The 23,799-nt window shown below is 50.1% G+C and carries 15 protein-coding genes; 3 read left to right on the top strand and 12 right to left on the bottom strand.

From position 1 onward, the window contains the following. Window positions 1-7 precede the first annotated feature (7 nt). The 7 genes from ACJJIC_RS13715 to ACJJIC_RS13685 form a co-directional block, all read right to left on the bottom strand. Window positions 8-1,237, bottom strand: coding sequence for an efflux RND transporter periplasmic adaptor subunit (locus ACJJIC_RS13715; RefSeq protein ID WP_445357180.1), 1,230 nt, complete (start codon window positions 1,235-1,237; stop codon window positions 8-10). Further along, complete coding sequence (locus ACJJIC_RS13710; RefSeq protein ID WP_445357179.1) at window positions 1,234-2,547, bottom strand: TolC family protein; 1,314 nt, start codon at window positions 2,545-2,547, stop codon at window positions 1,234-1,236. The genes ACJJIC_RS13715 and ACJJIC_RS13710 overlap by 4 nt, the downstream gene beginning before the upstream one ends. A gap of 10 nt (window positions 2,548-2,557) precedes the next feature. After that, window positions 2,558-3,511: a hypothetical protein gene (locus tag ACJJIC_RS13705; RefSeq protein ID WP_445357178.1), complete on the bottom strand. Its 954-nt coding sequence runs from the start codon at window positions 3,509-3,511 to the stop codon at window positions 2,558-2,560. Beyond that, window positions 3,508-3,894, bottom strand: coding sequence for a BlaI/MecI/CopY family transcriptional regulator (locus ACJJIC_RS13700; RefSeq protein ID WP_444909586.1), 387 nt, complete (start codon window positions 3,892-3,894; stop codon window positions 3,508-3,510). The genes ACJJIC_RS13705 and ACJJIC_RS13700 overlap by 4 nt, the downstream gene beginning before the upstream one ends. A gap of 489 nt (window positions 3,895-4,383) precedes the next feature. Continuing rightward, window positions 4,384-6,057: an FMN-binding glutamate synthase family protein gene (locus tag ACJJIC_RS13695; protein ID WP_444909587.1), complete on the bottom strand. Its 1,674-nt coding sequence runs from the start codon at window positions 6,055-6,057 to the stop codon at window positions 4,384-4,386. A gap of 223 nt (window positions 6,058-6,280) precedes the next feature. Further along, window positions 6,281-6,880, bottom strand: coding sequence for a short chain dehydrogenase (locus tag ACJJIC_RS13690; RefSeq protein ID WP_445357177.1), 600 nt, complete (start codon window positions 6,878-6,880; stop codon window positions 6,281-6,283). Window positions 6,881-7,120: 240 nt separating this feature from the next. Beyond that, on the bottom strand, window positions 7,121-7,468 hold the full coding sequence (locus ACJJIC_RS13685; protein WP_444909589.1) for a winged helix-turn-helix transcriptional regulator: 348 nt from the start codon (window positions 7,466-7,468) through the stop codon (window positions 7,121-7,123). Window positions 7,469-7,580: 112 nt separating this feature from the next. Here ACJJIC_RS13685 and ACJJIC_RS13680 point away from each other — a divergent pair, with 112 nt between their 5' ends. Beyond that, window positions 7,581-8,372, top strand: coding sequence for an SDR family NAD(P)-dependent oxidoreductase (locus ACJJIC_RS13680; protein ID WP_444890296.1), 792 nt, complete (start codon window positions 7,581-7,583; stop codon window positions 8,370-8,372). Window positions 8,373-8,479: 107 nt separating this feature from the next. On the opposite strand, the gene ACJJIC_RS13675 is transcribed toward ACJJIC_RS13680, so the two are convergent. Next, the gene (locus ACJJIC_RS13675; RefSeq protein ID WP_445357176.1) at window positions 8,480-9,337 is read right to left on the bottom strand and encodes an urea transporter; all 858 of its coding nucleotides are present in this window, start codon (window positions 9,335-9,337) and stop codon (window positions 8,480-8,482) included. Between the two features lie 187 nt (window positions 9,338-9,524). Between ACJJIC_RS13675 and ACJJIC_RS13670 the strand changes: the two genes are divergently transcribed. Further along, window positions 9,525-10,949, top strand: coding sequence for a serine hydrolase domain-containing protein (locus ACJJIC_RS13670; RefSeq protein ID WP_444884895.1), 1,425 nt, complete (start codon window positions 9,525-9,527; stop codon window positions 10,947-10,949). 581 nt (window positions 10,950-11,530) lie between these two features. Then, complete coding sequence (locus tag ACJJIC_RS13665) at window positions 11,531-12,226, top strand: hypothetical protein (protein WP_445357175.1); 696 nt, start codon at window positions 11,531-11,533, stop codon at window positions 12,224-12,226. A gap of 92 nt (window positions 12,227-12,318) precedes the next feature. Here the strand turns inward: ACJJIC_RS13665 and ACJJIC_RS13660 are convergent, their stop codons facing one another. From ACJJIC_RS13660 to ACJJIC_RS13645, 4 genes are all read right to left on the bottom strand, one after another. Next, window positions 12,319-12,945 (bottom strand): hypothetical protein, encoded by a 627-nt coding sequence (locus ACJJIC_RS13660; RefSeq protein WP_444909593.1) that lies wholly within the window; start codon window positions 12,943-12,945, stop codon window positions 12,319-12,321. A gap of 595 nt (window positions 12,946-13,540) precedes the next feature. Next, the gene (locus ACJJIC_RS13655) at window positions 13,541-14,071 is read right to left on the bottom strand and encodes a hypothetical protein (protein WP_444909594.1); all 531 of its coding nucleotides are present in this window, start codon (window positions 14,069-14,071) and stop codon (window positions 13,541-13,543) included. A 53-nt stretch (window positions 14,072-14,124) separates the two neighbouring features. Continuing rightward, window positions 14,125-22,779, bottom strand: a complete 8,655-nt coding sequence (locus ACJJIC_RS13650) for a GH36-type glycosyl hydrolase domain-containing protein (RefSeq protein WP_445357174.1) — start codon at window positions 22,777-22,779, stop codon at window positions 14,125-14,127. After that, window positions 22,776-23,753: a universal stress protein gene (locus tag ACJJIC_RS13645; RefSeq protein ID WP_444939174.1), complete on the bottom strand. Its 978-nt coding sequence runs from the start codon at window positions 23,751-23,753 to the stop codon at window positions 22,776-22,778. The genes ACJJIC_RS13650 and ACJJIC_RS13645 overlap by 4 nt, the downstream gene beginning before the upstream one ends. Window positions 23,754-23,799 lie beyond the last annotated feature (46 nt).

Genomic DNA, 23,799 nt, shown 5'->3' with positions numbered 1-23,799 from the left:
CGAACCCTCAGTGATCGTGAGATGCACCGGACTTTTCAATGTCCGCTTTAATGATGTAGCTGTTACCGGTGACATATTCGATTCCCGGTCGAATCCCCCCCAGCACTTCAACCCAATCACCAGCTTCACGTCCTAACTCCAACATACGCACTTCATACTGGTCGCCCACCTTGGCATAAACGACAGTAAAATCGCGGAACGCCTGTAAACCGGAACGCTTGACGGCAAGAGGCACCTCATATTCAGCAACTTGGATATCGCCGCTTACAAAAGAACCCGGTGCGAGGCCTGCGGGAATATCTTGCAGTGACACTCGAACGGCGGTGGCCTGGTTGGGTTTCATCAAAGTATCAATTTGTTTCACTACCCCGAGCAGAGGAGTTTCCAAGGACTTGATATTTACGGAAACGGGCGCGCCCTGGCGAATCTGGGGGCGTGTCGAGGGAAAAACATCCAACTCTGCCAACAAGGCAGTATCATCGGCAACCGTTAATAAAACTCGACCTGCGGTCTGTTCACCAGGGTTTACATTGCGCTGGACTACTACACCGGCAATTGGGGATTGAATAGTGTAGGTGTTTAGGTTTTGATTGCTGTTAATGGCAATTAGGGGTTGCCCTTTATTAACGCGCTCCCCCAATCCCACCTGCACAGTTTCTACAAAGCCATCGAAACGCGCACTAATTTCACGAACCTGCTCTGGATCTACAATAAGCCTGCCGTAAGCGCGGCTGGTTTCACTCATCCTGGCTGGGCCAACGGTTTCCGTATCAATTTCCATGGATTTAGCAATACCGGAATCGATACGGGTTCGCCCCTCAAAATTATCGTATTGCCAACGGTATTCTTGCCCCTGATACTTGGCTGTTAGAGTCACAACAAATGAGTGGGGCTCATAGATCACCATATCACCACGCAGATAATCCCCCTCGGGCCTGAATTCGATGTGGTCCTCTCCATCTCCAAGCCTTGTAAGAATCACTTTAAGATCAACCTGTTGAGGATTAACCAGCTCTCCATCGTTACTCACCCAAACCCGAAACTCCGGGGGAACACCAGTTTCATAAATACTTAGCTCAACGGCAAAATCACCTTCTCGCAACATGCGCCCACGATTGGGCCCTTTTTCCGGTTCCGCCTCTGCGACAGCTCCGGCCGCATAGACACTGCCGCTGCCACTAAGGAACAAGGAAAGTAAAGCACTAAATATCAGGCTGGAAAAAACTGCGGATCTCATATCTCGCTCTCGCTTATCTGTGCCACTGACAGGCCGGTGAGTTTTTCAATTTCAATCAGGCTAAGGTGTGCGTTGTACTGTGCCTGGAGCAGTGAAAGCTGCGCATCGCTAAGTCCCTGTTGGGCAAGTGCCAATTCCGAGTAGTTATAGCGGCCACGTCGATAGGCTTTTTGCGTAGCGGTGAGCGCTTTATCCAAACTGGGAATCATTTTTTCATTCAAGGCGGCAGCTACGTGGCGGTGATGCTGTAGCCTTTGGGTCATCACAAAGAGCTGTGTATCCAACTCAATCTCTTTCGCATTTCTTTCTGCTCGGAAACGATTTTGTTCCGCCCTCAAAGCAGATACCTTGCCGCGATTACGATCACCCTTACCTAGTGGGATTGCGAACCCTGCCACCAACCCATATTCTCCACTCGCTTCGTTGCGACGAATTCCTGTATCAATCCGCCACTGAATGCCCGCTTCTGCACGTGCCAAATCAATTTCCGCCTGCGCCACGCGCTCGCGGCTCATGAATATTTCCAAATTTGGGTTGCTCGCCACCAAGCTTCGCAATCTAGATAAATCAACTTCTGGAATGACACTGGAAAGAGAACCAACCACCGCTCGAAAACTGGGCTCTCTGGAGCCCCACTGGGCAGCTAATTGATATCTGGCAATATCCAACTCGTGCTCGACATCTTCCACAGCTAAGAGTCGACGCTGCAAGTCGACTTCCGCCCGAAAAGCATCGGCTTCATTCGTTCTGCCAACACTAACCTGGCGATTAATTTCAGCGGCCATATTGCGAGCCAGGTCGACTGCTCTTTTAGCAATTTCCAGGCGTTCCTGCTGAGCCAGGACTTGGAAAAAGTAACCCGCGGTATTTGCGGCAACTTCTAATTCAAGAACCTGCTTTTGGGCCTCAATCACAGAAGTCTTGCTGCGTGCAGCCAATACACGTTTTTCTGCGAGATCACCCTGTAATAGCCAACTGATGCCGACTGTTACCTGGGAGCTGCCGTTGCCATCGCTGCTCTTGTCTTCCCCCAACCCTTCAGCGGCAACACTAATCTCCGGGCGTGGTCCGAGCTTGGCGTGTTCAGATAGAGCATCCACTGCCTCAAACTGATATCGGTAACCCGCCAGTTCAGGATGATTTTGCAAGCTTTTAAGAATTGCCTGCTCATAAGTGAGGCCCGATAACTCCTCGCCCTGCTCTGCCTTAAGGGACCCACTTAATGCAACTAAAAAGAACACAGCTCCGGCCACAAAAAACCGATCAGCAATCGGTTTTTTAGTTATGACTAAACGCAAACAATTAAACACTTCGGCTTCCTTAGTGGGAGAAAAGGGTTTCGACGGTGTGGTGGAGCGCATCCACCGAAACAAGGCAAGTGCCTGTAAGAGCCACAAACATTCCAGCTAATAACAAGGGGGGTAAGCTGCGCCCCTTATCATCAGACAGCAAGTAACGAATACGAGCATCCAATTGGTCAAGAGCGAAATAACAGACCATTGCTGAACTTCTCTCTTTGGGCTGCAACCCATTGGAGATACGGGTTACTTTAAGCAGGGTTTGGGCGATAAAAGTCTCACTCCACCCCTGTCTATGGGCATAAGCATCTGCACGCTGCTCCATACACAGCGCCATCTGTCGATTCAAGTAATTCCCCAAACGCGTAGGGAAAAAGCTGGCAAACAAAGCGAATATTAATTTCTTCAGAGGATCAAATTTTTGCGCATGGGCTTCCTCATGTAGGCGCACCACCTCAAATTCTTCCGCTGTTAACTGGTCTCGCAGACCGCTGGTATAAAACCCTTGCGGACGGAGCAGACCACTGGTGAAAGCTTGGGGACCCTGAGCCTGGATAATACTCTGGTCAGACTTATCCCTTTCGCAAAGTTGCATTAACAATCGGAGCTGCGCCAAATGGCGATGAGCTCGTTTAAAACTTTGAAATACCAAAAACCCGGTAAGAAAAAGAAATGCAATGGTAAAAACACCATGCCAACTGTAGAGGTTAAAAGCGTTGATATGGTGCCAGTGCGCCAGTGATGCAACGCCTCCCAAAAGGCTGGGGAAAGCCAGGATAACAGCGGCAGTGGAAGCCGCGAACCACGGCAGCAATACCGCGCTCCACAGTAGTAAACGCCGGCTACTGGCAGACAGGCGAAGTGAATGCCGGGAAGCAGAAAGGCAGGCAGCTGATACCAGTAGAATACCGACAAACAGGCCAAGCGCTGCAATAGTCAGCAGGTTTAGCCAGAGTGCAACCTGCCCCAAAATCATTCGCGATCACCCTGCTGGCGCTTAATCTTCTGGCTTTCGATCAATTGCTCCAGCTGCTCCAATTGGCTTTCGCTTAACTCCGATGAGATGGAGGTAAATGCGGCTACCAACCCGTTCTCATCATCAACGAACTCACGAGTAACGTCTTGAATCAGCTGCCCGACAAACTCGTAGCGTTCCACTGCCGGGCTATATTGGAATGCATGCCCCTGCTTCTCCCGGGACAGCAAACCTTTCTTGTAAAGGCGATCCAGCGTGCTCTGGATAGTATTGAGAGAACCTCCACGGGCCCGGCTCAAGTCCGAGTGGACCTGTTTGGCATCCGCAGATTTTCTATCCCAGAGATATTGGAGCACCTGTTTCTCAAGATCACCAAGTCGCATAGACCATTATTCCAACTGTTAAAATCATTCCTTGAATGATGGTAGAGCGACAAAAACCGATCGTCAATAGGTTTTTAAAATAGAGAAAGAAACACGATCAAAGCCCCTTTCGGGCTCCAAATCACTTGAGCTAAGTTACTTTAATCAAAGGCTAAATCAGCTCACTACATTTAGGACTCTTGTCTATAAATCGCTCCGAAAGCCCCATGGGGCGAGCCATAAAGAGCACATCTGCTGCATCGCAGTTCTTGCAAGGGGCTAAGTCCGTCCGTGTCGAGATGCGCTTAACATCTACAGCCTTCAAGGCTTTGCGAAATTATTCAGAGTCTCCCAAGATTTCATATAAATTCGCTCGGTTAAATTTCCAACAACAGTGTGCAACGGTTAACTTTTTGAGAGGTGATTGATTAAAGTCGTGACTTTAATCTCACTGCTTAAGACCGTTTATTTCAGGAGCCTCACAACAGTTTTGGGGGGCATGATCCCTGGTCAACTGAGCGCAAGTTCAGCTGTGCCGGCCTCGCTTTCCGAATCGATACCGGCTGGGCCGTTCTCGGTTGGATCAAAGCTGTCGGCACGTGCCATGCGCCAGGCCCGGGCATAGAAGCCCCCCTCGCTATGTGCCCTGAGCAATTCGCCAGGCTTGAGGTAGACGTGGATTTGCGAAAATAGCTGAACTTCTGTGCCACCGGTACGGCGTACTAGGTGTTTTCCTTCTAGCTGTGCTGGATGCTCTAATCCGGCGGCGGCTAACATCTCGGCCAGGGTACTAAGGGTGTTGTGGTGGAAATTATGTACCCTGTCGGCTTTCTCCGGCACCACCAGGGCTCGCTGTCGCAGCTTGTCTTGGGTGGCTACGCCCGTGGGGCACTTGTTAGTGTGGCAGGATTGGGATTGGATACAGCCGATTGCAAACATAAAGCCGCGTGCCGAGTTGGCCCAGTCGGCCCCTATAGCCAGCACACTGGCAATATCGAACGCCGAGATTATCTTGCCGCTGGCACCTATCTTGATCTTGTCTCGCAGGCTCAGGCCGACCAGGGTATTGTGGATAAACAGTAGGCCTTCGCGCAGGGGCACGCCGATATGATTGGTGAATTCCAACGGTGCTGCTCCAGTACCCCCTTCCTTGCCATCTACCACGATAAAATCTGGCAATATGTCACTTTGGAGCATGGCCTTTGCGATGCCGATAAACTCCCAGGGGTGTCCGAGGGCCAGCTTAAAACCCACTGGTTTACCGCCGCTAAGTTCCCTCAGTTGTTTGATAAAAGTCAGCAACTCAAGGGGGGTAGAAAAGCTGTTGTGGCTCGAAGGTGAGATGCAGTCCTCGCCCTCAGGTACGCCGCGGGTGGATGCTATCTCCGCAGTCACCTTGTGCCCGGGTAGGATGCCGCCATGGCCGGGCTTGGCGCCCTGGCTGAGTTTTAGCTCAATCATCTTAATTTGCGGGTTACGAGCCTGTGCCTTGAAGCGGTCTGGATCGAAGCTACCGTCCTGGGCTCGACAACCAAAGTAACCCGAGCCTATTTCCCAAATCAGATCGCCGCCGAACTCGCGATGATAGGGGCTGATGCTGCCCTCCCCTGTATCGTGGGCAAAGTCCCCTAGCTTGGCGCCCTTGTTCAGGGCCCTGATGGCGTTAGCACTAAGGGACCCAAAGCTCATAGCGGAGATATTGAAGATTGAGGCCGAATAAGGCTGGCTGCACTGAGGTCCCCCTATGAGCACCCTGAAGCTCTTGTGCTCTCTGACCTCCTTGGGGCGTATGGAGTGATTGATAAACTCAAAACCAGGTTCGTAGACGTCAATCAAGGTACCAAAGGGTTTGGATGCATTCTCATTCTTGGCCCGGGCATAGACCAGGGAGCGTTGGGCCCGGGAAAAAGGCAGCTCGTCTTCTTCTCCTTCTAACAGGTACTGGCGTAGCTCTGGGCGAACACGTTCCATGAGATAGCGAATATTGCCCAATATGGGGTAGTTACGGCGCACCGCATGGGTTTTTTGAATCAGATCGTAAATTCCTAGGAGGCTCAGAAGGCTGCTGATTGCGGCAATAGGCCAGAGCCAGGAGTAAGAGTGCAACAGAGGCAGGCTGACGATAGTCGTGAGAACACAACAGCCAAAAAATGTATAGCGATTGAGCAGGAATATTTTCATCATTGTATTTCGTACAGGCTATTGCTGTTTTCTCTCCTTGAAGAATGTATTTTCTACCAGCTCGGAGTCAATCGCATTTACGTTGATACTCTATGTAGTTACTTCACTAACTCACGTCTTGATCAATTTCGCCAAGAAAAAGCCAGTGTATCAATTAATACATAACCATCAATAAACTGCATATCATCGATATAAAAAGTCTCACAATAAGTTTCAGTTTTGAGGGTTATATATAATCTACTACGTCAAAAGACTGCCCAGTTTCATTGGTTAAAACTGCATGGCGATACGCTTTTGCAGTGTCCGACGCTGAGATGCCGCTAGAACTATCCATACCCATCATATCCATGGTTTCTTTCACAAAATGTGGACTAACAGCATTCAAACGAAGCTTATGGCTGAGCTCTAACGCTGTGGCTTTCACAAAGGATTCAATGGCCCCATTCACCAGGCTGAGTGCAGAACCGCCCCGCATAGGATGTTGAGCCAAAACACCTGAAGTTAAAGTGATACTGCCACCCTCTCGAATATGGTCACGGCCAATCTGGAAAATACTAATTTGCCCTAACAACTTACTGTTGATAGCTGCCTTAATTTGATCAAATGTCAGTTCCTCAACTGGCGCAAAAACTGCATTTCCAGTGGCTGAAACTACGGCGTCAACTTGGCCGACTTTCTCAAACATGGCCTTGATAGATGCCCTGTCCTCAATATCAACTCTGTAGTCGCCTTTGCTATGACCTACTTTTACAACTTCATGGTCTTTAAGTTCAGCCACAACTGATTTACCAATGGTTCCGTTAGCGCCAATCACTACAATTTTCATGCTATAACCGTCCTTAGTTTGTTAATTAAAACATTCAGCTATTCTTTGGTCATAATGGAAAAGTTGTGCCTAGAAATGCACCACGTTAAAGGTTTTAGTGTAGCTATTAATCAAATGGAATCTTGTGTTCCGGTTTACCTTCAAACTCAACTCTTATCAGATAGCTTGCGCAATATATATTGGAAAACGTAGTGAAATGGTTTTGATTTGGATGTGAATATGATCCTTGTAGGTAATTTTTCACTGTGAGTTCATTTGATCTATCTCATCTTGCAGTTTCTCTAATTCCTCCAATACAATTAAAAATTTTTTACCAAATTTTGTAACTGTGTATTCAACCCTGGGAGGAATTTCGTTATAGCTCACGCGTTCCAAGATACCAAACTCTACGTTTTTACGGAGACATTCATTAAGCACTTTTGCGCTCAGACCCTCCACACTGCGTACCATCTCTCCTGGTCGATTTATTTCCAAAGCCAGCAAGCGGTAGACTGTAAGCGACCATTTACAGCCATAGATAGTCTCAACCATCCGGGCGCTTTGCTTTGGTGGCGCCTTTCTTAGGACTTTCTTTTTGTTTGGTTCCATAAATACTTACCAAAAAGTAACTAATACACCGAATTGTACCTACTTTTCATCAGGGCTTTGCTTTGCCTAGACTACTTGCACGCTATCTACATTATCTTATCGAGGAAAATTTGTGAACGAGACTATAGTTGAAGCTAAAGACAAAGATAGACGTGAGTTGGCCCTTGTTGTGGGAGGATCAAGTGGAATTGGACTAGCTACTGCGGAGCAGCTGATAAAACAAGGGATAACGCCCATAATCGTTGGTAGTAAGGAAGCAAAGCTAAAAAAGGCAGAGGATTATCTATCTACCTATGGTGAAGTGAAAACGCTCCAGGCAGATCTTTACCAAGAAAAAGATGTCAGTGCTCTCATTGAGCTTATCGAGAAAGATGAAGCTCATTATCGATACTTGGTAAATGCTGCGGGTTATTTCAACCCCAAGCCATTTCTATTGCATGAAAATGATGACTATGACAGATATCTAGAAATCAATCGTTCGTTATTTTTTATTACTCAAGCTGTTGCGAAGAATATGATAAAGCATGGCTCTGGTAGTGTAGTTAATATTGGTTCTATGTGGGCCCAGCAAGCAATTAAAGCCACTCCATCTTCAGCATATTCAATGGCAAAGGCTGGGCTCCATGCCCTAACCCAGCATTTAGCCATGGAGCTTGCCGAGTACAACATAAGAGTTAATGCAGTCTCTCCAGCAGTCGTGAAAACACCAATTTATGAGAACTTTATTGATCCTAATGAAATAGATGAAGCACTATCCGGATTTGATTCTTTCCACCCCATTGGGAGAATTGGTGTGCCAAATGATGTTGCAAATGTTGTTAACTTCCTTCTAGGTGAAAACTCTAGTTGGGTTACCGGTGCAATTTGGGATGTAGATGGTGGTGTAATAGCTGGAAGAAACTAACAGATATCTATTAAGTTATTCTTTGTGAAGATAAAAAGCTCAAGTATGCCTAGTTAAATACTGTGGCCGAATCAGTCATAAGATTTGGCCACACTCTGACCTTTCTATCAGTAAGTTAATGAAAATCTTTTCTTAAGCAATAATATCGCCCAACTGGAAAGTACAAATGGTGCTGTTAATACAACGATGCCAGTATTGATAAAAGCCATTGCGATGGGCACGGTTAATGCACTCCCCACAAGTGGAGCAAGCCATTGCTTACTTCTACTTGTTAAGGCAATAGCACAAAGTGATGCATTGTAGCCAAAGATTCCGGCAAGAATGAGTGTTGTCGATAAAGATAGAAGCTCAGCCAATAATGTAGCAAATAGCCCACCAATGATGCCCCAAAGGGCATGTAACTTATTGGAAATGAAAATCCCAAGCAAAAAACAAGTCCCCGTAATGGCATTATTTTGGAAGATAATCTGGCCTATGCCTTCGAATATCCCCCAAGTTGAGATTTTTTCACTCATCGATGTTATAGCTGGCTCTAGATTGAGTGCCGGAGCCATGGCCCAGATAACCCATATCACCAAAATGTATGGTGCGGTATAAGCCGGAAGAGGAAAGTGAATCATCATTAAGCGCATTATTAAAACGGTTAGAGCGCTTCCAGCAATAATTAAGAAAACGGTGATTGACGATGGTGCATATAAAGAGAAAATGACTACACCAATCAATGCGCCATTGTACCCAAATAGCCCCTCTTCAATATCATTCACCGGGTAATGTTTAATATGTGCAAAAATTGTTGAGGAGATAACACCAACTAGGGCTCCAATAGCCATAGTGATGGAGTTAACTGCCACACCAAACAAAAACAAAGCTCCACTCAATGCGTTCTTCTGTAGGATGACTTGGCTAATTCCCCTGAGTAGGCTGACAAGGGAACAACTGACCTTTGTGCATATCGATTTCTTCATAAGTCGCTCAATCTAATTCACTCCTTTGAACTCATTGACAATATGACGAATGAAATACTGAAACTTCTGTAGATATTGGTAGTCGATACTCTTTCAGCAATTTGATTGTTTTAAATTAACTATTGGTTAGGTATTGTAAACGCATATTGATTTGCCTGACTGACTTCTTCAATAGGTACTGATCGCCATGGATCGACGTGATTTTTCTAAAGTTTTTTTGGGGGCTGCCATCGCATACACCCTGCCCCAGCCACTCTTTGCGTTAGACGCTTTATCAAATAATACAGCGAAAGGTGTAGACGAGCTCCAACGTCTTGTACGTCATCGTATTCTTAAGCAGCATGGGGCACATGCCGCGGTTACAGGCACCCTGAAGCCCTCTGGTCGTCGCATCATTACCGTTCGGGATCCTGAAGCCAAGGACGACTACCAGCTAGGCGGTGATACCATTTTTGAAGTTGCCTCGCTAACTAAGATTTTTACCGCCCTGCTATTAGCTGTTGAAGTCGTACATAAGCGCGTAAGGCTCGACGACCCACTTCAGGATTACGTACCAGACGGAGTAAAGGCTCCAACTTTTAAAGGACGACAAATCACCCTCACCGACCTGGCTACACATGGTGCTGCATTGCCGCTTAGGCCCAACAACCTTGCTACATCGGTACCCGATGCGCCGAATAAATATGCAGGTTATTCCTTTGAACAGCTCTATGGCAGCTTACCAAGCTACCACCTGCAAACTAGTCCAGGCTCTCAATTTAACTATTCAAACCTGGCTTTTGGACTTTTAGGTCAAGGCATTGCTTTGAAGTCAGGCCGCTCTTTTGCAGAGATACTGCGAGAGCGTGTAACAGAGCCACTGGGGTTAAGTGACACTACTTTAGAGGATGACCCGAGAAAGGCAGCACGACGCGCTCAAGGCCATGACTTTTACCTCAGCCCGATTGGCCCCACTAGTGATGGTGTGCTCGCACCGGCTGGTGGTTTGCGCTCTACTGCCAACGATCTCCTCACTCTTCTCGACTTGTTCACTAACGGCCAGGGCCCTAAGGATTTGGTGGCTGCCTCGCGTTTGATGTTGTCGGTCGATAGGCCTGGAGGCAGTGATATCACTCGCATGGCCCTGGGTTGGCGTAGAACGACGACCCATGGCGAAACCTATTATTGGTCTAATGGCAGCAGCGATGGATCACGCACATTTATGGGCTTTAACCCAGCACGGAGAGCCGGTGTTGTTGCCTTGGCAGATGCTGCGAGTGGCGAAGGATTAGACGATATCGGCCACCATTTTTTGAACCCCCAGCAAACAGTATCTACTAAGATCGTCCCCACCCCAGATTTCATTACTTTACCTGAGAAAGTTCTTTTAAGGGGGATCGGGCGCTATGAGCAGGCTAAGAACGATGTCATCGAGATTAGTCGTGGCTATACGGGCCTTATTGTTTCAGCGGGATACGGAGAGTTCGTCATTCGGCCGCAATCATCCACACTATATGCATCTAAGATGGTACCAGGGCTAACTATCGAATTTGAAGGCGCCGATGTGGGCCCTGTCGTTTCGCTGATCCTCCGTCAAGATGACAAAACCTATATCTACAAGCGTGTACCATAACGTGGAAGTCCAGAGAAGAGCTTAAACTCTTCTCTCTTCTCTTTATTATTAAGAAGGCCCCTACCCACTCAACGTACAGTAAGAACACATAGTTTTTATACTTCGTGATTGGGATGGAATTGACAAGGACAACTTACATAGCGGCCGGCGATCAGCAATTGTTAACATAATTCAACATTAGCAAAAGACAGTTCAAGTTTTTGTGGTTTCAGCGGGCCACATGGGAAATAGTTGAAACCCCCAGCGCAAAATCATCTGGGCTCAATTTAGGGGGTAAGTTTATCTCTTAAAATGGGTAACTTGGTGTTTTCATTTTGATCTTAGAAATTTAATTAGATCAATACCTCCTGGTGAGATGCATGCTGAATCGATTGAATTTATTCATGTATACGCTTGGGATTTCTCAATAAGTTTTGAGGGGCATTTCTGAGAGATTTTTCCGCCTTTGTGTTGAGATTACTTGCAGAAATTCATTTCTCTACTAATTACATACCTTATCCCTACGTCGTTAAGGATGCTCAGAATTTACTCATTATTGGGGATTTTGATAATAATTTCGATACTAATTTTGGAGAGTTCATATGAAGATGTCCTACCGGTGGCTTAAATATACCCTCGCCACACTTGTCAGTTTCACAGCGGCTTCACAGATGGTAATTGCGGGCAATAAGGATAATCTAATTACTAATCCGGCGGCACTTGAAGCCATGGGTTTTGATAGGGCGGCGTCTAATGTATATGTAGCTGAAGGGCTTGACCCAGAAAGGCCATTTGATTTTTCCTTATATGCATCGGGTAATCCTGATTCCCAAGAGGGGCTATTCCCCACAGGGAGCACAGACTATTCACCAATTATGCCGAAGTCATTTATTGGGCGGCAGGATACTACTGGGTCGGAATGGTTATATTCCGTAGGAGGTGGCACTGAGCTGAGCCGGCTTGGCACTGAGCGGTTTGCCGATGCCCAATTTTGGGATCTACCTAATGGTGGAACCTTGGAGTTTTTTCGGTGGTGGTGGTCTGATAATGACCCCAATTCTGCGATGGCAGCTATGCTATTTGAGGTTTGTCAACCGGCCTTCGGCGCTGGTGCAATAACATTCACACTTGTAGTCAATAGTACGAGCACTGATGCAGCTAATGGATCAACCGCAATTAACATCCCTAGCCGCCCGATTAATACACAAAGCTGTTATTACCTTGCAAGGGTAAGGTTTGATGCTGCTACCAACCTTCTAAGACTGCAAAAAGTTCGGCTCCAATTTATTCACCCATGAGATTGTTCAAACGCTAGTTGGTATTCTTATGTGAGGTCTCCTCTGTATGGACGAGGCCTTGCTCATACTATTCATCACAAATGATTGTGGGTCTAAGGTATACCATATTTTTCAGCGAGGCGATCAATATCCGCTTGGGATCTAGAGTTCTTGGGACATTTGGCTCTAAACCAGGGGTTCAGATCGCTATCACTGCCAGCCGGTAAATCTTTCAGGTCAAAGCATTTATCACCGAGTTGAACAAAAGTGCCTGTCGCTGTTGTGTAGAGGGCATCTTTTGTTTGAAGCTGGCGAACTTTGTTGTTCTCTCGATCTAAAGCTCTCTTTAACCTCGGATCAAAAACCACCGCTTTGCTTTTTGCTCCAGATTCAGCGGGAACCGTTAAAGTAACGGCTTTTTGAGACGATAAGTTTTCGGGCTGAGTAGTATTTGCTCGGTCTCTATGTTCACTGGTTGTCACTCTACTCGGGGCTTCATGTTTTTGCTGAATTCCGGATGAGGGCGGTTTTGCAGTAGCTGAAGCTGCAGGCAATACTTCACTCTGCCCTACTTTCGGTTTTGTAGTGGTTACAGACCTTTTGGGCCTACCTGTACTGTCTGGGCTGTTTATTGGCGAGCTCGCAGTCGGTTTTTTATGTTTTAAGATAAACCTAATTGTAGATTGTTTGTTCAACTGATTATCTGGTGGCACGGAAACTGGAATTGTCAATAAAACCATATGCAAACTCAGTGCTATCGCCAGGGAAACCCAAAGGCGCCATGAAATTGATGTTTCGTTATCTTTATATACTAAGGGGGGAGGCTGGAATTCCATCTGACTTAAATATCACTTCCGTAGAATGCCTCGGCAAGCATCCAAAAAGAAAAGATCTGACCTGTTGGCTTGCGAGGTTCCAGATCTGACTAGATTTCAGCCAAAAAGTTCTTTGTAAGTAATCCCCCGGTTTATATGGCGAAGTCCAACCCATGCTTTAAATATGAAGAGCTACCTAGATTGCTAACATAAGTGACACACGTCTTCCCGCCAAAAAACCCAGCGGACTCAAGTAATTTAACACCTTCCTTGGGCGAGTATTGATTCGGAACACTGGATCATCAATGCGTCTTTTGGGTATCTTGCCAACTTCTAAACTCGCAAGGAAAGAAAAATCACTACTGAGGAGGTTGGCGCTTCATCATGACACTAAGAGCATGAGTGGTATTCAGACAGCGAAGTTCACTAAATTTTCAAAGAAAGGCTTGGTGCTACCAATGAAAAAGCGAAAACTGCTAGACCCAGTCAGAACTGGGATAAGTTCAATAATGCTTTCTTTTCAATGGGGGCAATCATAATAATCCCATGATGGTTGCGAAAAGCCACCCTTTCCCAAAATATCTGGCCTCCCATTGTACATGGAGTAGACTTTCAGAATTTGCTGAAAAGTTACATATACATAGTCGGGAGATTTAATAAACCTATCTTCCCTGAGGCTCCAATAATACATGGCATCACTATTATAAATAGCAAAGTGGTAATTTCGTTTTCTTGCGCTGGCTAATCCACTTCCAACTTCCTGTGAAGGCAAGTATAACTTGAAGTATACAGCCTGCTTTATAACTTCCTTCAAATTTACATGTTTAAAGTTGGTGATAAAATATGCAGCCTCCGATCTTTTATGTGGGGCAATAATACAGTAGTTACCTATTCCCAGAAGTCGGTCCGCATCAGATTTTGCCCTGTTTGAGAAATCACTACCAATAAACCAGTAAATCACTGTCGTTATTATGGTGGGGGTAACCAAAATAAGTAGAGCGCTAAAAGCTATCGTGAGAAAAAATTTTGTATTGATCGTATTTGAAGCCATATAAGGCAACCTGCTGACCACACTGGAAAATTTAATAGTGAAGTATTTCGTTGTTATTTGGGGGGATTAAAAACAGGCTTGAATACTAAAGCTACCTGATGCTCCTGGCCGCTGTCTTTTAACGGAATGACTCCTGAAGTGAGTCTTTCTCCATCCAGCGTCAGTGATTCGATCTCTCGCGGACAGCCACCGCAATTACTGATGTCGATCTCATAGCGACTGCTGCCAAAGCGCAGCGATAAGTGATAGTTATGCCAGGTTTGCGGTAGGCAGGGTTCGATCACCAAGTGATCGCCATCAAGAATTTTTGCCCCGAGCAATGCCTCTAGTGCACTGCGATACAGCCAGCCGGACGCTCCGGAATACCAAGTCCAGCCACCGCGCCCCACATGGGGGGCCACGCCGTAGACATCGCCGGCTAATACATAGGGCTCTGTGCGATAGCGCTTTACGCCTTCAAGGGTATCGGTGTGGGTAATTGGGTTTAACAAATTAAAGTAATGCCAAGCCCGCTCGCTCTGTCCGAGTCCGGCCGCGGCCCAGACGGCCCATGTGGCGGCGTGGGTGTATTGGCCACCGTTTTCACGAATTCCAGGTGGATAACCTTTGATATAGCCGGGGTCCTTCTTGGTTTTGTTAAACGGTGGCTTAAGCAACAGTATTTGCCGGGCGCACTCGTTTACCAGGTGCTGGTCGGCCGATTCCATCGCTTTGCGGGATCGCTCAGTGGGTTCCTGCTGGGATAGCACCGACCAGGTTTGTGCAATCAGGTCAATTTTGCATTCATCGCTGTCCTTAGAACCAATCGGCGTGCCGTCATCGTAATAAGCGCGCCGATACCAGGCGCCGTCCCAGCCGCTGTCTTCTACCTGCTGACGGAAATTTTCTCCCAGCTGACGGTAATATTCCGCCAGTGCAGAATCGCCGATGTAGTCGCACAGGGGCGCCATATCCCGACAAACTCGCAGTAAAAACCAGCCCATCCACACACTCTCACCGCGGCCGGTGGTACTGATACGGCTGAAACCGTCGTTCCAGTCGCCATTGCCGATTACCGGTAGCCCGTGAGGCCCTACGGCGCCGGCGCGCTCAATTGCGCGGCAGCAGTGCTCGTAAAGAGACCCAGATTCATCGCTGCTTTCAAACTCGGCGTAGCGTTCGTGCTCATCTTTGCCCAGTGGTGCCCCGGCAAGATAGCTGACCGGTTCATCCAGGATTTGGTAATCACCCGTGGTGCGAATGTATTGGGCTGTAACAAATGGCAGCCACAGTAAGTCGTCGGAGCAGCGGGTGCGCACACCGCGCAAGGGATTTTCATGCCACCAGTGCAGTACATCTCCATCCTGGAATTGGCGTGAGGCAGTGCGCAAAATATGTTGGCGTGTCCAATCGGGATGTGTCCAAAGCAGTGCCTGTACATCCTGAAGCTGATCACGGAAACCAAAGGCACCACTGGATTGATAGAAGCCGCTGCGGCCCCAGAGGCGGCAGGCCAGGGTTTGATAAGGTAGCCAGCGGTTTACCATCAGCTCGGTGGCCTTATCGGGCACTCGCACCTGAACAGAGCGCAGATAATTCTCCCAAAACTGTTCGAACTCGGCCTGGGAGTTTGCGGCTCTTTGTGGATCCCGGAATTCACCGGCCAAATCCAATGCCTGGGCACGATCAATCCCCTCCCCCATCACAAAATAAATGTGTTGGGTTTCGCCGATAGCCAGATCAATATGGACTTGATAAGCGGCGCAAGGGTCGCCGCCAGACTGCACCTTCCCGGAGAGGCCAATCCGAAACAGTGCCTCCGGTGCCTGTGGGCTCCCGGTACTGCCAATAAACTCATGCCGATCTGTGGTCAGACCGTGAGGTGGCAGGCTGGCAGTCAGGAAGGCGACACCGGGTTTGGCATCCGGGACAAAGGCGTTGCGGGCCAATAACGTATTGCTTTCTGGTATGAACTCATTGACCTGATGAGCCCAACTGTTGCCGCGGGTCAGTCCCATTACCCACTCCACGTAGTAGGTGGCAGTTAATCGGCGAGGCCTGTTCCAGCCATTTTTCAATGTCAGCCGGCCAATTTTCACCGGAGCAGTGCGATCGACCGTAATACGCCAGGACTGCTCAAGGCCGTGGCTGTTATGGCGATACTCGGTGTAACCTGCCCCATGCCTTACCTGATAGTCGGTCTCGGCGGGCCGCGGGGCCGGGGTTGGAGACCAAACCTGGGCGCTCTCTTCATCGCGTAGGTAGAGGGTTTCACCACTGGGGTCGCGGACCGGATCGTTATTCCAGGCGGTCAGCCGGTGTTCACCACTGTTGCCGCTCCAGGTACAGCAGGAGCCCCCTTCGGATACCAGACAACCGAAGTTGGGATTAGCGATGATATTTACCCAGGGTGCAGGAGGGCGCTGGCCCGGTTTTTCCGGCTTGCCTGACTGTAGATGCAGGATGTACTCGCGCCCATCCGCTGAAAATCCACCCAGGCCATTATCAAATATAAGATCATTTGGGCGTTGCAGGGCTGGTGTTGGTAACTGGACATAACCTGCAGATTGCACCGGTACAAAAGGAGGCAATGGCTGCATCTGAGCCTGTAGCGCGGTGGCACTATTCTCCAGCTGTGTGGCCACTGGCCCTGCTGAGGAATCGAGCAATACCCGTGCTGCAGCCAAAAGGCCCATACGATCAGACTCTGGCAGCTCCTGGCCTGGCACCATCACCACTGAGCCGTTTAGTTTGCGCATAGTGCGACCGCGAATATCGGCGATCATCTCCTGTAACCTGTCGCGGGTCTGCTGGGAATAACCGGCGGAATCCTCATCAACAATAACCAGGTCAATAGCCAGGCCGCGGCCGCTCCAGAGAGTGTGGGCTTGCAGAATGGGCTCGGCAAAATCAATGCCCTGCTCACTGCGCACCTGCAGTAACAGGATTGGGTTATCTCCGGAGATGCCACGGCTCCACAGGCAACGCTGAATATGATGACTGCGGGCCAATACTCGGGAAGAGGCGCGCAGCCCGCCGGAGGGAGCTAGTACAGCGGAGAGCAACTCCATCATCCAGTAAACATCTGCCGCAGGGATACGCAGGTTGTGTAATTCCTGTTCAGACTGCATTCGCGCCAGGTCGTATACCCAACGTGCCTTGGGCCGCGAGCGATAAGAGCGCAATACAGCCAACAACTCCCGGCGTGATTTACTGGCGCCAGTCAGGTAGATCACTTCGACTTCAGAATGAGGCGAAATAGAAATTTCTTGGGCTGAGGCAATTACCGGGTCTAATACAGGGCCAGTGGTTCCCGTGAAGCCTTCCAGGCCTCGTTGCAGAGCCAGAGGCCTTGCCGGGGACCCGCCGCGGCCGAGGAAACGTACCCGATCGGTTTCCCAGCCCAGCTGGTGACTTACATCGGCAGAAACCAATGCGCAGTGGGCTAGATATATCGGTTTTTCCTCGCCGCTGCGAGGCCGCCTTCGATAGAGCATCACCTGCTCATCGGGCAGGTACTGGCTCTCCACAAACAGTTTGGCAAAGGCGGGATGACGCTGGTAATCGCGTTCTGGCGCTAGCACCACCTCGGCATAATCCGCCAGCAGCAGGTGGCGGCTGCGATTGCTCTCATTTTTGATTACCAGTCGGCGAGCTTCTAAGTCATGCTGGGAACTGAGGGCAATGTGTAAGCGGCAGAATAACTCCGCTTCACGGCGCTGGAACTCTACTTCCTGTGGTGAGAAGTTGGCCATACAGTGGCCGGAGTCTCCGCCACAGGGGGCCAGCCCCACAGAAAATAGTTCGCCGCTATCCAGATCGCGGACATAATTCCAGTGCCCGCCCTGGTGTTGGGTCGGATCTGGCTGCCAGCGTGTCAGGGCAAGATTGTGCCAATAGCTGCCACCTGAACCATCTGCTCCCAGCAGCAGTGTGTGGTGGCCGTTAGAGAGCAGGTTGTATTGCGGATAGGGTCTCCCCGGAAGAGCAGACCAGCTCTGCAGGGCTCCCTCGGCGTGGAAACTGCGCTGTAGCCCCGGCTGCTGCCAGGGTCTTAGGGCCGGCCGCGCGGTGGGCAGGCGCTCGTGCAGTAGTGGCGTCAGGCCGGCAATGCGCACATCGCTGTGGAAGCGTTGTTGCATTATGTCGTCGTGGAGGTAGTTATTAATGGCCAGCAGGATCATGCCCTGGTGGTGGCTCATATAGGAGCGCACAGTGCGTGCGCGTCGAGGTATAGCTTTGGCCGTACGGCCGTAGTCAATCGCTTCATACAAACCGAACTGGCCGTAACCACCTTCGGCGCGAAGCTGGCGCAGGTTCTCCATAACCCCTGCGGCATCGAATGGTAGTGCCATCATGGAAGCATAAGGCGCTATAACCAGGCGTTCACCGAGGTCGCGACGAAAACCGATGCCGGGCACTCCAAAGGCACGGTATTGGTAGTGCAATTGGCTGTCCAGTTCGTAGTAACCGGATTCGGCGATACCCCAGGGCAGTTCGAAGCGGCCGGTAAACTTGCGATGCACTTCAATGGCATTGCGACAGGCCCGCCCTATCAAACTGTGCTCAGGCGTTTCCATAAACAGCCGCGGCATTAAATATTCAAACAGGGTCGCACTCCAAGACATCAACACCACCCGGCGATGAAGGTGCCGAAATGGTCGCTCAAGGTGGCGCCAGTGGCGCGCCGGTACATCCCCTTTGGCAATAGCGAGGAAGCCGGTCAGGCGAGATTCTGAGGCGAGTAAATCGTAGTGGTTGGCGTCTAGTGCAGCATCGGTAATGTTGTAACCGATATGAAATAGGTGCTGATCGCGATCGTAGAGGAAGGCGAAATCCATCTCTTCAACCCAGTTGAGTGCCCTGGTGGAAAGGCTGGTGATGTCTCGGCAATAACTGGCGGCATTTTCCCGTGCGCTTTCCAGTGCGCTGTGCATTTTTTCACACCAAGAGGCGGCTTCATCGTGCTCTTGTGGTTCTGCAGCGAGGTGTTTTTGCAGTTGCAGCAGTTGTTGTTCCGCAGCATCACAAAAGTCTGGCATGGTCGATAAGGAAACCGGGATTTTCAAAGTGTCTGCGAGAGAGAGGTAAGCTTTTCTGACATGCTCCACACCCTCCCGGCAGACTTTGGGAGGTACCTGCATAAGTCGCAGCCAGGGTTCGAGCGCCTCCTGATAGCGCCTCGCGGCCACCGCATGGCGGTTCAGTTCATCGAGCCATTGGCGTAGTCGACCGAGATCCTCTGCGCTGAAATTTTTTTCGTCACCCTCGATCAGCGCCAGCATCTGCTTCTGTAGCCAGGGTACATCTCTCTCATAGATATCGTCGATGGTTTGCCACCAGCGATTGTGCTCCGCGCCGGCTTGTAAACGTTGGCGAAACTGCGCTAGCTGCGCGTTGATCTCACGGATTTCGTTGGGGGCGGAGTCCTTATCGACCGGCTGCAGGGTTTCTGCCATGGCATCGAGGGTATCGGTGATCCCCAGTACCAGCTGGCGTCCACTCAGTGGTTCACTTTTCAGGGATTCCAGGCCGGAGGCCAGGGTTAGTAAGCTGCCGGCCAGGTTGCCGCTATCCACGGTGGAGACATAGCGGGGGTTGAGCGGGTGTAGCTCGCGGGTTTCGTACCAGTTGAGAAAGTGTCCGCGATAGCGCTCCAGTCCGCGCATACGGTCGAAGCTGTTGTTGAGTCGAGCTAATAGCAGGCTGAGATCAACGTAACCAAAGTCGTAGGCGCTGAGAATAGAGAGCAAGCCCAGCCCGATATTGGTGGGGGATGTACGCCGGGCCAGGACCGCCAGGGGTTCTTCCTGATAATTATCTGGCGGCAGCCAATGGTCATCAGGCCCCATAAAGTGTTCGAAGAAAAACCAGGTTCGCCGGCTTAGCAAACGCAACTCGCGCTTGTCCTCTTCTGTTAGAACTGATGGCTCCAGCTCTCGCGGTAAATTGATGTGGTGAAGAAGTTGGGGCGCAAAGAGCCAGGCCAACAAAAACGGTGCTGCAGGCAAGAGACTGGCGGGAACCCAATAAGCCAAGCCTGCAGTTACCAATAGAGCGATCAGTGGGGAAATCCACATCGCACGCCAACTGCCAAACGCAGTCAGTGCACTGCTGACAGAGCGATTCACATGTGCCGCTGATGTCCACTGCAACAAATGGCGGTGGGAAACGCGCAGCCGATAGAGTGTGCGTACGATCGCATCCAACGCGTTAATCGCTTGCACCGGGAGCAGAACCAGCGATAGCAGCCAGTGTAAAAAGCGCTGCTGTAGAACCGCCGGCCCTCCCCGGAAATGAAGATGGGCGCGGCTGGGATCAGCGATGCTGCGCCAGACCATCGATAGTAATTCCTGCCATACCGATGCGGAAGACAACAAAAGTAGCGCCGAAGTCCAAGCCCAGGCATGGCCTGGTAGCCAACCGCTCCAGGCCAGCAGAAAAAGTGCCAACAGGCAGGGGGCCTCCAGGCTGCGTCGCAGATTATCGACGATTTGCCAGCGCTGAATTGTCGGTAAAGGGTTGTCGACTCGTTCACCGCTATCGACCGGTACACGTTTGCCCAGCCAGGAAAGTATCTGCCAATCACCGCGAATCCAGCGGTGCGAGCGGCGCAGCATGGCGAAAACATTAGGTGGGTATTGTTCATAGAAGACTGCATCCGACAGCAGCCCTACACCACCGATGGCACCTTCAATTAAATCGTGGCTGAGGATGGCATTTTCTGGAAGATGCCCGGCCAGGGTCTGGGAGAAAACCTCCGGGTCGTAAATTCCTTTGCCGGTAAATATCGCCTCGCCAAATAGGTCCTGGTAGGCATCCGAGACGGCGTGGGTGTAGAGGTCTACGGTGCGATCACCGGCAAAAATCTGGCTGAATAGGGTTCCATCAGAGCTAGCCGGGTCGGTTTCCACCCGGGGCTGTAAAAATCCATAACCTGCTACCACTCTTTGTGTGCTGCTGTTGACCACTGCGCGATTGAGTGGGTGCGCTATGGCACCAACGAGGCGTCGTGCGGTGTCTGGTGGCATCTGGCTGTCGGCATCGAGAGTGATGGCATAGCGAATGCCTTGCAGTTGTTTGCGATCGCCAAAACAAGTGGTAAAACTGTGCTCCTCATTGCCAGACAATAGTTTGTTGAATTCGATTAATTTGCCGCGCTTGCGCTCCCAGCCCATCCAACAGTTTTCCAACGCATTCCAGCGACGCTCACGGTGTAATAGTAAAAATGGTGATCTGCCCTCATCGACCCTGTGGCGTTCGTTCAGGGCTTCAATAGATGCTTTGGCGATTTCTAATAGTGCTGTGTCCTCACTGGTACTTTGCGTATCCGCGTCTGCAAAATCACTTAAAACTGCGTAAACAAGATTCCTATCTCCGTTGTTGAGGAAATTGATTTCCAGACACTCGAGAATCCTTTGCATATCCTCCGCATCGGCAAATAGTACCGGCATAACCACAACCGTGCGGTATTCACTGGATATGCCCTTATCAAAATCCAGTTTTGCCAGCAGGCGCGGGGGCAAGCAGTGGGTAATCAAGCCGTTAACCAGAGCCAGGGCCATACCGACCACTGGCACTGCGGTAACCAGCAGTACCAATAACGTCAAAATGATAGAAGCACCGCTCCAGAGTAGATAAACAGCCAGGGCAAGTAGCGGTGGAATCGAGAAAAGAGCCAATCCGGAAAAGAATACCCTGGATGCCTTGTGCAATAGCTGCCAATGAAGGCGCTGCAGAAAGCCTGGGCGATATTCCAGCAGGGTTTCCAGCTGTGGACGCCCTTCATCTATCAGGTAGTATCCCACATGCCGGGTGCGCTTATCGGTTTTCTGTACGCCGCTCAGTTCCACCACGCACTGGGCAACCTGCTGCTCGGTTTTGCCACTGCCGCGCGCCAGCTTTTCTATCACATCCCGGTATCTATCGCGGGTTTCAAAATCCATTCGGCGGTAGGCGTCTGCAGGGTCTTTGCGCAATATATGTTCTACACGGCTGAGGGACTCAACAAAATCCCGCCAGTTACAACTGCGCAGTTCTCGCAGGCTAATGATACCGCTGGCAATGCCAACGCTGAGTTCCTCTTCTGTAGCGGTATGTCCTCCCAGGGCATCCTCGGCCAGCTGCGCCAAGTGCTCCAATAGGCAAAGGCGCAAAAGTGCGGGCAGTGCCCAGAGTTCGCCGGTGGTTAAAACAGCATCCTCCTGGTAGTGCTCAACCAACAGGTGAATGGATTGCATATCTACGGGTTGGGAGAAATCGGTGATCAATGCATCGGCAAGGACATGTAAACGCAGGTCGAGACTGCCGTCTTCGGCAGACACTTGTGGCAACTGCTTTAAGTAGTTCACCGGCAGGGACTCACATACCAACTGCAGGGCTTCCTGGACCACATGGCGGTTATCTAGTAGCCACTCTTCACTGCGAGTACTTTTTTCGCCCGCCTCTACCCGAGTGGCGAGATGCCGATAGATTTTCTCGAAATGTTTTTCTAACTGACGCAAGTGCAGTCGCAAGCGGTAGCCACCACCGGTACCGACAGGGCTTGCGTGCTGCTTGGCCAGCGCGGCTATATCTTCCAGGCGCTGCTGTTCATTATCCCGGCTCGAATTGTTACCAATCCCGTGGGCGGTACTCCCAGATTGAGTACCGCTTTGCTCGGACTTTGCATGTACAAAGAACTTGTACCCCTGGCGAGCGCCCTGCTTTTTCCAAAACCGCAATTTCATCGATGCGCTTCATTTCTTACCGGAAGAGTTGAGTGGCGAATTTGGCAGGCTATGTTGTCAGCGCGCAGAGCCTGTAATTGGGATTCCTGCAAATCCTGGAACACCAGAACCGGCAGGTTACTGTGGGATATAACGGAGTGGCAGACGGTACCCGTTACGTGTTGCTCACCGGTTTGCCAGTCGTGCGCGCTCATCGCAATCAGATCGACATCCTCTTCCGCAGCAGTGGCATAAATACACTCGGCGACATTCTGTGCAACCAGTAGCAAGGGCCGCACTTTGATGCCGTTTTCCAATTGGCGAGCCATCTCCTCCAGGTAGACTTCACCCGCGCGTCGATTGCATTCGACAAACTTTTCCCGTGTGGCGTGTTCTTCGCGGGTGATCGGCATTTTGCGGGGCATATCTGGCACAGCAATCACTTGCAGCAGAATCATTTCCATCTCTTGCCCACGCATCATTGATGCCGCCTGGCAAGCAACCCACTCGGAATGAGAGGAACCATCCATGGAAACCAGGATACGGCGGTAAGCCATATTTTCCTGGACCGGAGGTTTTAAACCCGGGTGCACTATGATGAAGGACCGCCCAGAGCCACTAAAAATCTTTTGGGCGGTGCTGCCGAAGTCGAAACGGCTGACGCCACCCTTGCCGTATGCAGTGAGTACAATCAGATCGATATCGACCTCATCGCAGTACTCTACAATCTGCTCTGCTGGGCGTCCCTCCACCACAGACTGGCTTACAGTAATACCCTGCTCCGAAATGGGCTCAGCCAAACGGTTGAGGTAGCTACGCAGCTCTACTCTGCGCAGCCGCCAGTCCACCGGATCTATGCTCTGCTCTTCAGAATTTTGTACATGAAGAAGGTGAATTTTTGCACCACTGTTCTGCGCCAGCATAACTCCATGGGCGATGGCCTCTTCAGCGATAGCTGAGCCATCTAGAGGAAGTAGGATTTGTTTAAACGGCATCTCATTACTCCCTACCGGGGCCCGGCCTGGATCTTCACTAAATGTC

The sequence above is a fragment of the Microbulbifer mixtoriginis (SeqCode) genome, from assembly GCF_052468275.1.
This window is presented reverse-complemented; position numbering and strand designations above follow the sequence as displayed.

Bases quoted from the DNA above. Each gene is read 5' to 3' on its own strand.
- ACJJIC_RS13715 (WP_445357180.1), bottom strand. From the start codon at position 1,237: ATGAGATCCGCAGTTTTTTCCAGCCTGATATTTAGTGCTTTACTTTCC.
- ACJJIC_RS13705 (WP_445357178.1), bottom strand. From the start codon at position 3,511: ATGATTTTGGGGCAGGTTGCACTCTGGCTAAACCTGCTGACTATTGCA.
- ACJJIC_RS13700 (WP_444909586.1), bottom strand. From the start codon at position 3,894: ATGCGACTTGGTGATCTTGAGAAACAGGTGCTCCAATATCTCTGGGAT.
- ACJJIC_RS13695 (WP_444909587.1), bottom strand. From the start codon at position 6,057: ATGATGAAAATATTCCTGCTCAATCGCTATACATTTTTTGGCTGTTGT.
- ACJJIC_RS13690 (WP_445357177.1), bottom strand. From the start codon at position 6,880: ATGAAAATTGTAGTGATTGGCGCTAACGGAACCATTGGTAAATCAGTT.
- ACJJIC_RS13685 (WP_444909589.1), bottom strand. From the start codon at position 7,468: ATGGAACCAAACAAAAAGAAAGTCCTAAGAAAGGCGCCACCAAAGCAA.
- ACJJIC_RS13675 (WP_445357176.1), bottom strand. From the start codon at position 9,337: ATGAAGAAATCGATATGCACAAAGGTCAGTTGTTCCCTTGTCAGCCTA.
- ACJJIC_RS13670 (WP_444884895.1), top strand. From the start codon at position 9,525: ATGGATCGACGTGATTTTTCTAAAGTTTTTTTGGGGGCTGCCATCGCA.
- ACJJIC_RS13665 (WP_445357175.1), top strand. From the start codon at position 11,531: ATGAAGATGTCCTACCGGTGGCTTAAATATACCCTCGCCACACTTGTC.
- ACJJIC_RS13660 (WP_444909593.1), bottom strand. From the start codon at position 12,945: ATGGTTTTATTGACAATTCCAGTTTCCGTGCCACCAGATAATCAGTTG.
- ACJJIC_RS13655 (WP_444909594.1), bottom strand. From the start codon at position 14,071: ATGGCTTCAAATACGATCAATACAAAATTTTTTCTCACGATAGCTTTT.
- ACJJIC_RS13650 (WP_445357174.1), bottom strand. From the start codon at position 22,779: ATGAAATTGCGGTTTTGGAAAAAGCAGGGCGCTCGCCAGGGGTACAAG.
- ACJJIC_RS13645 (WP_444939174.1), bottom strand. From the start codon at position 23,753: ATGCCGTTTAAACAAATCCTACTTCCTCTAGATGGCTCAGCTATCGCT.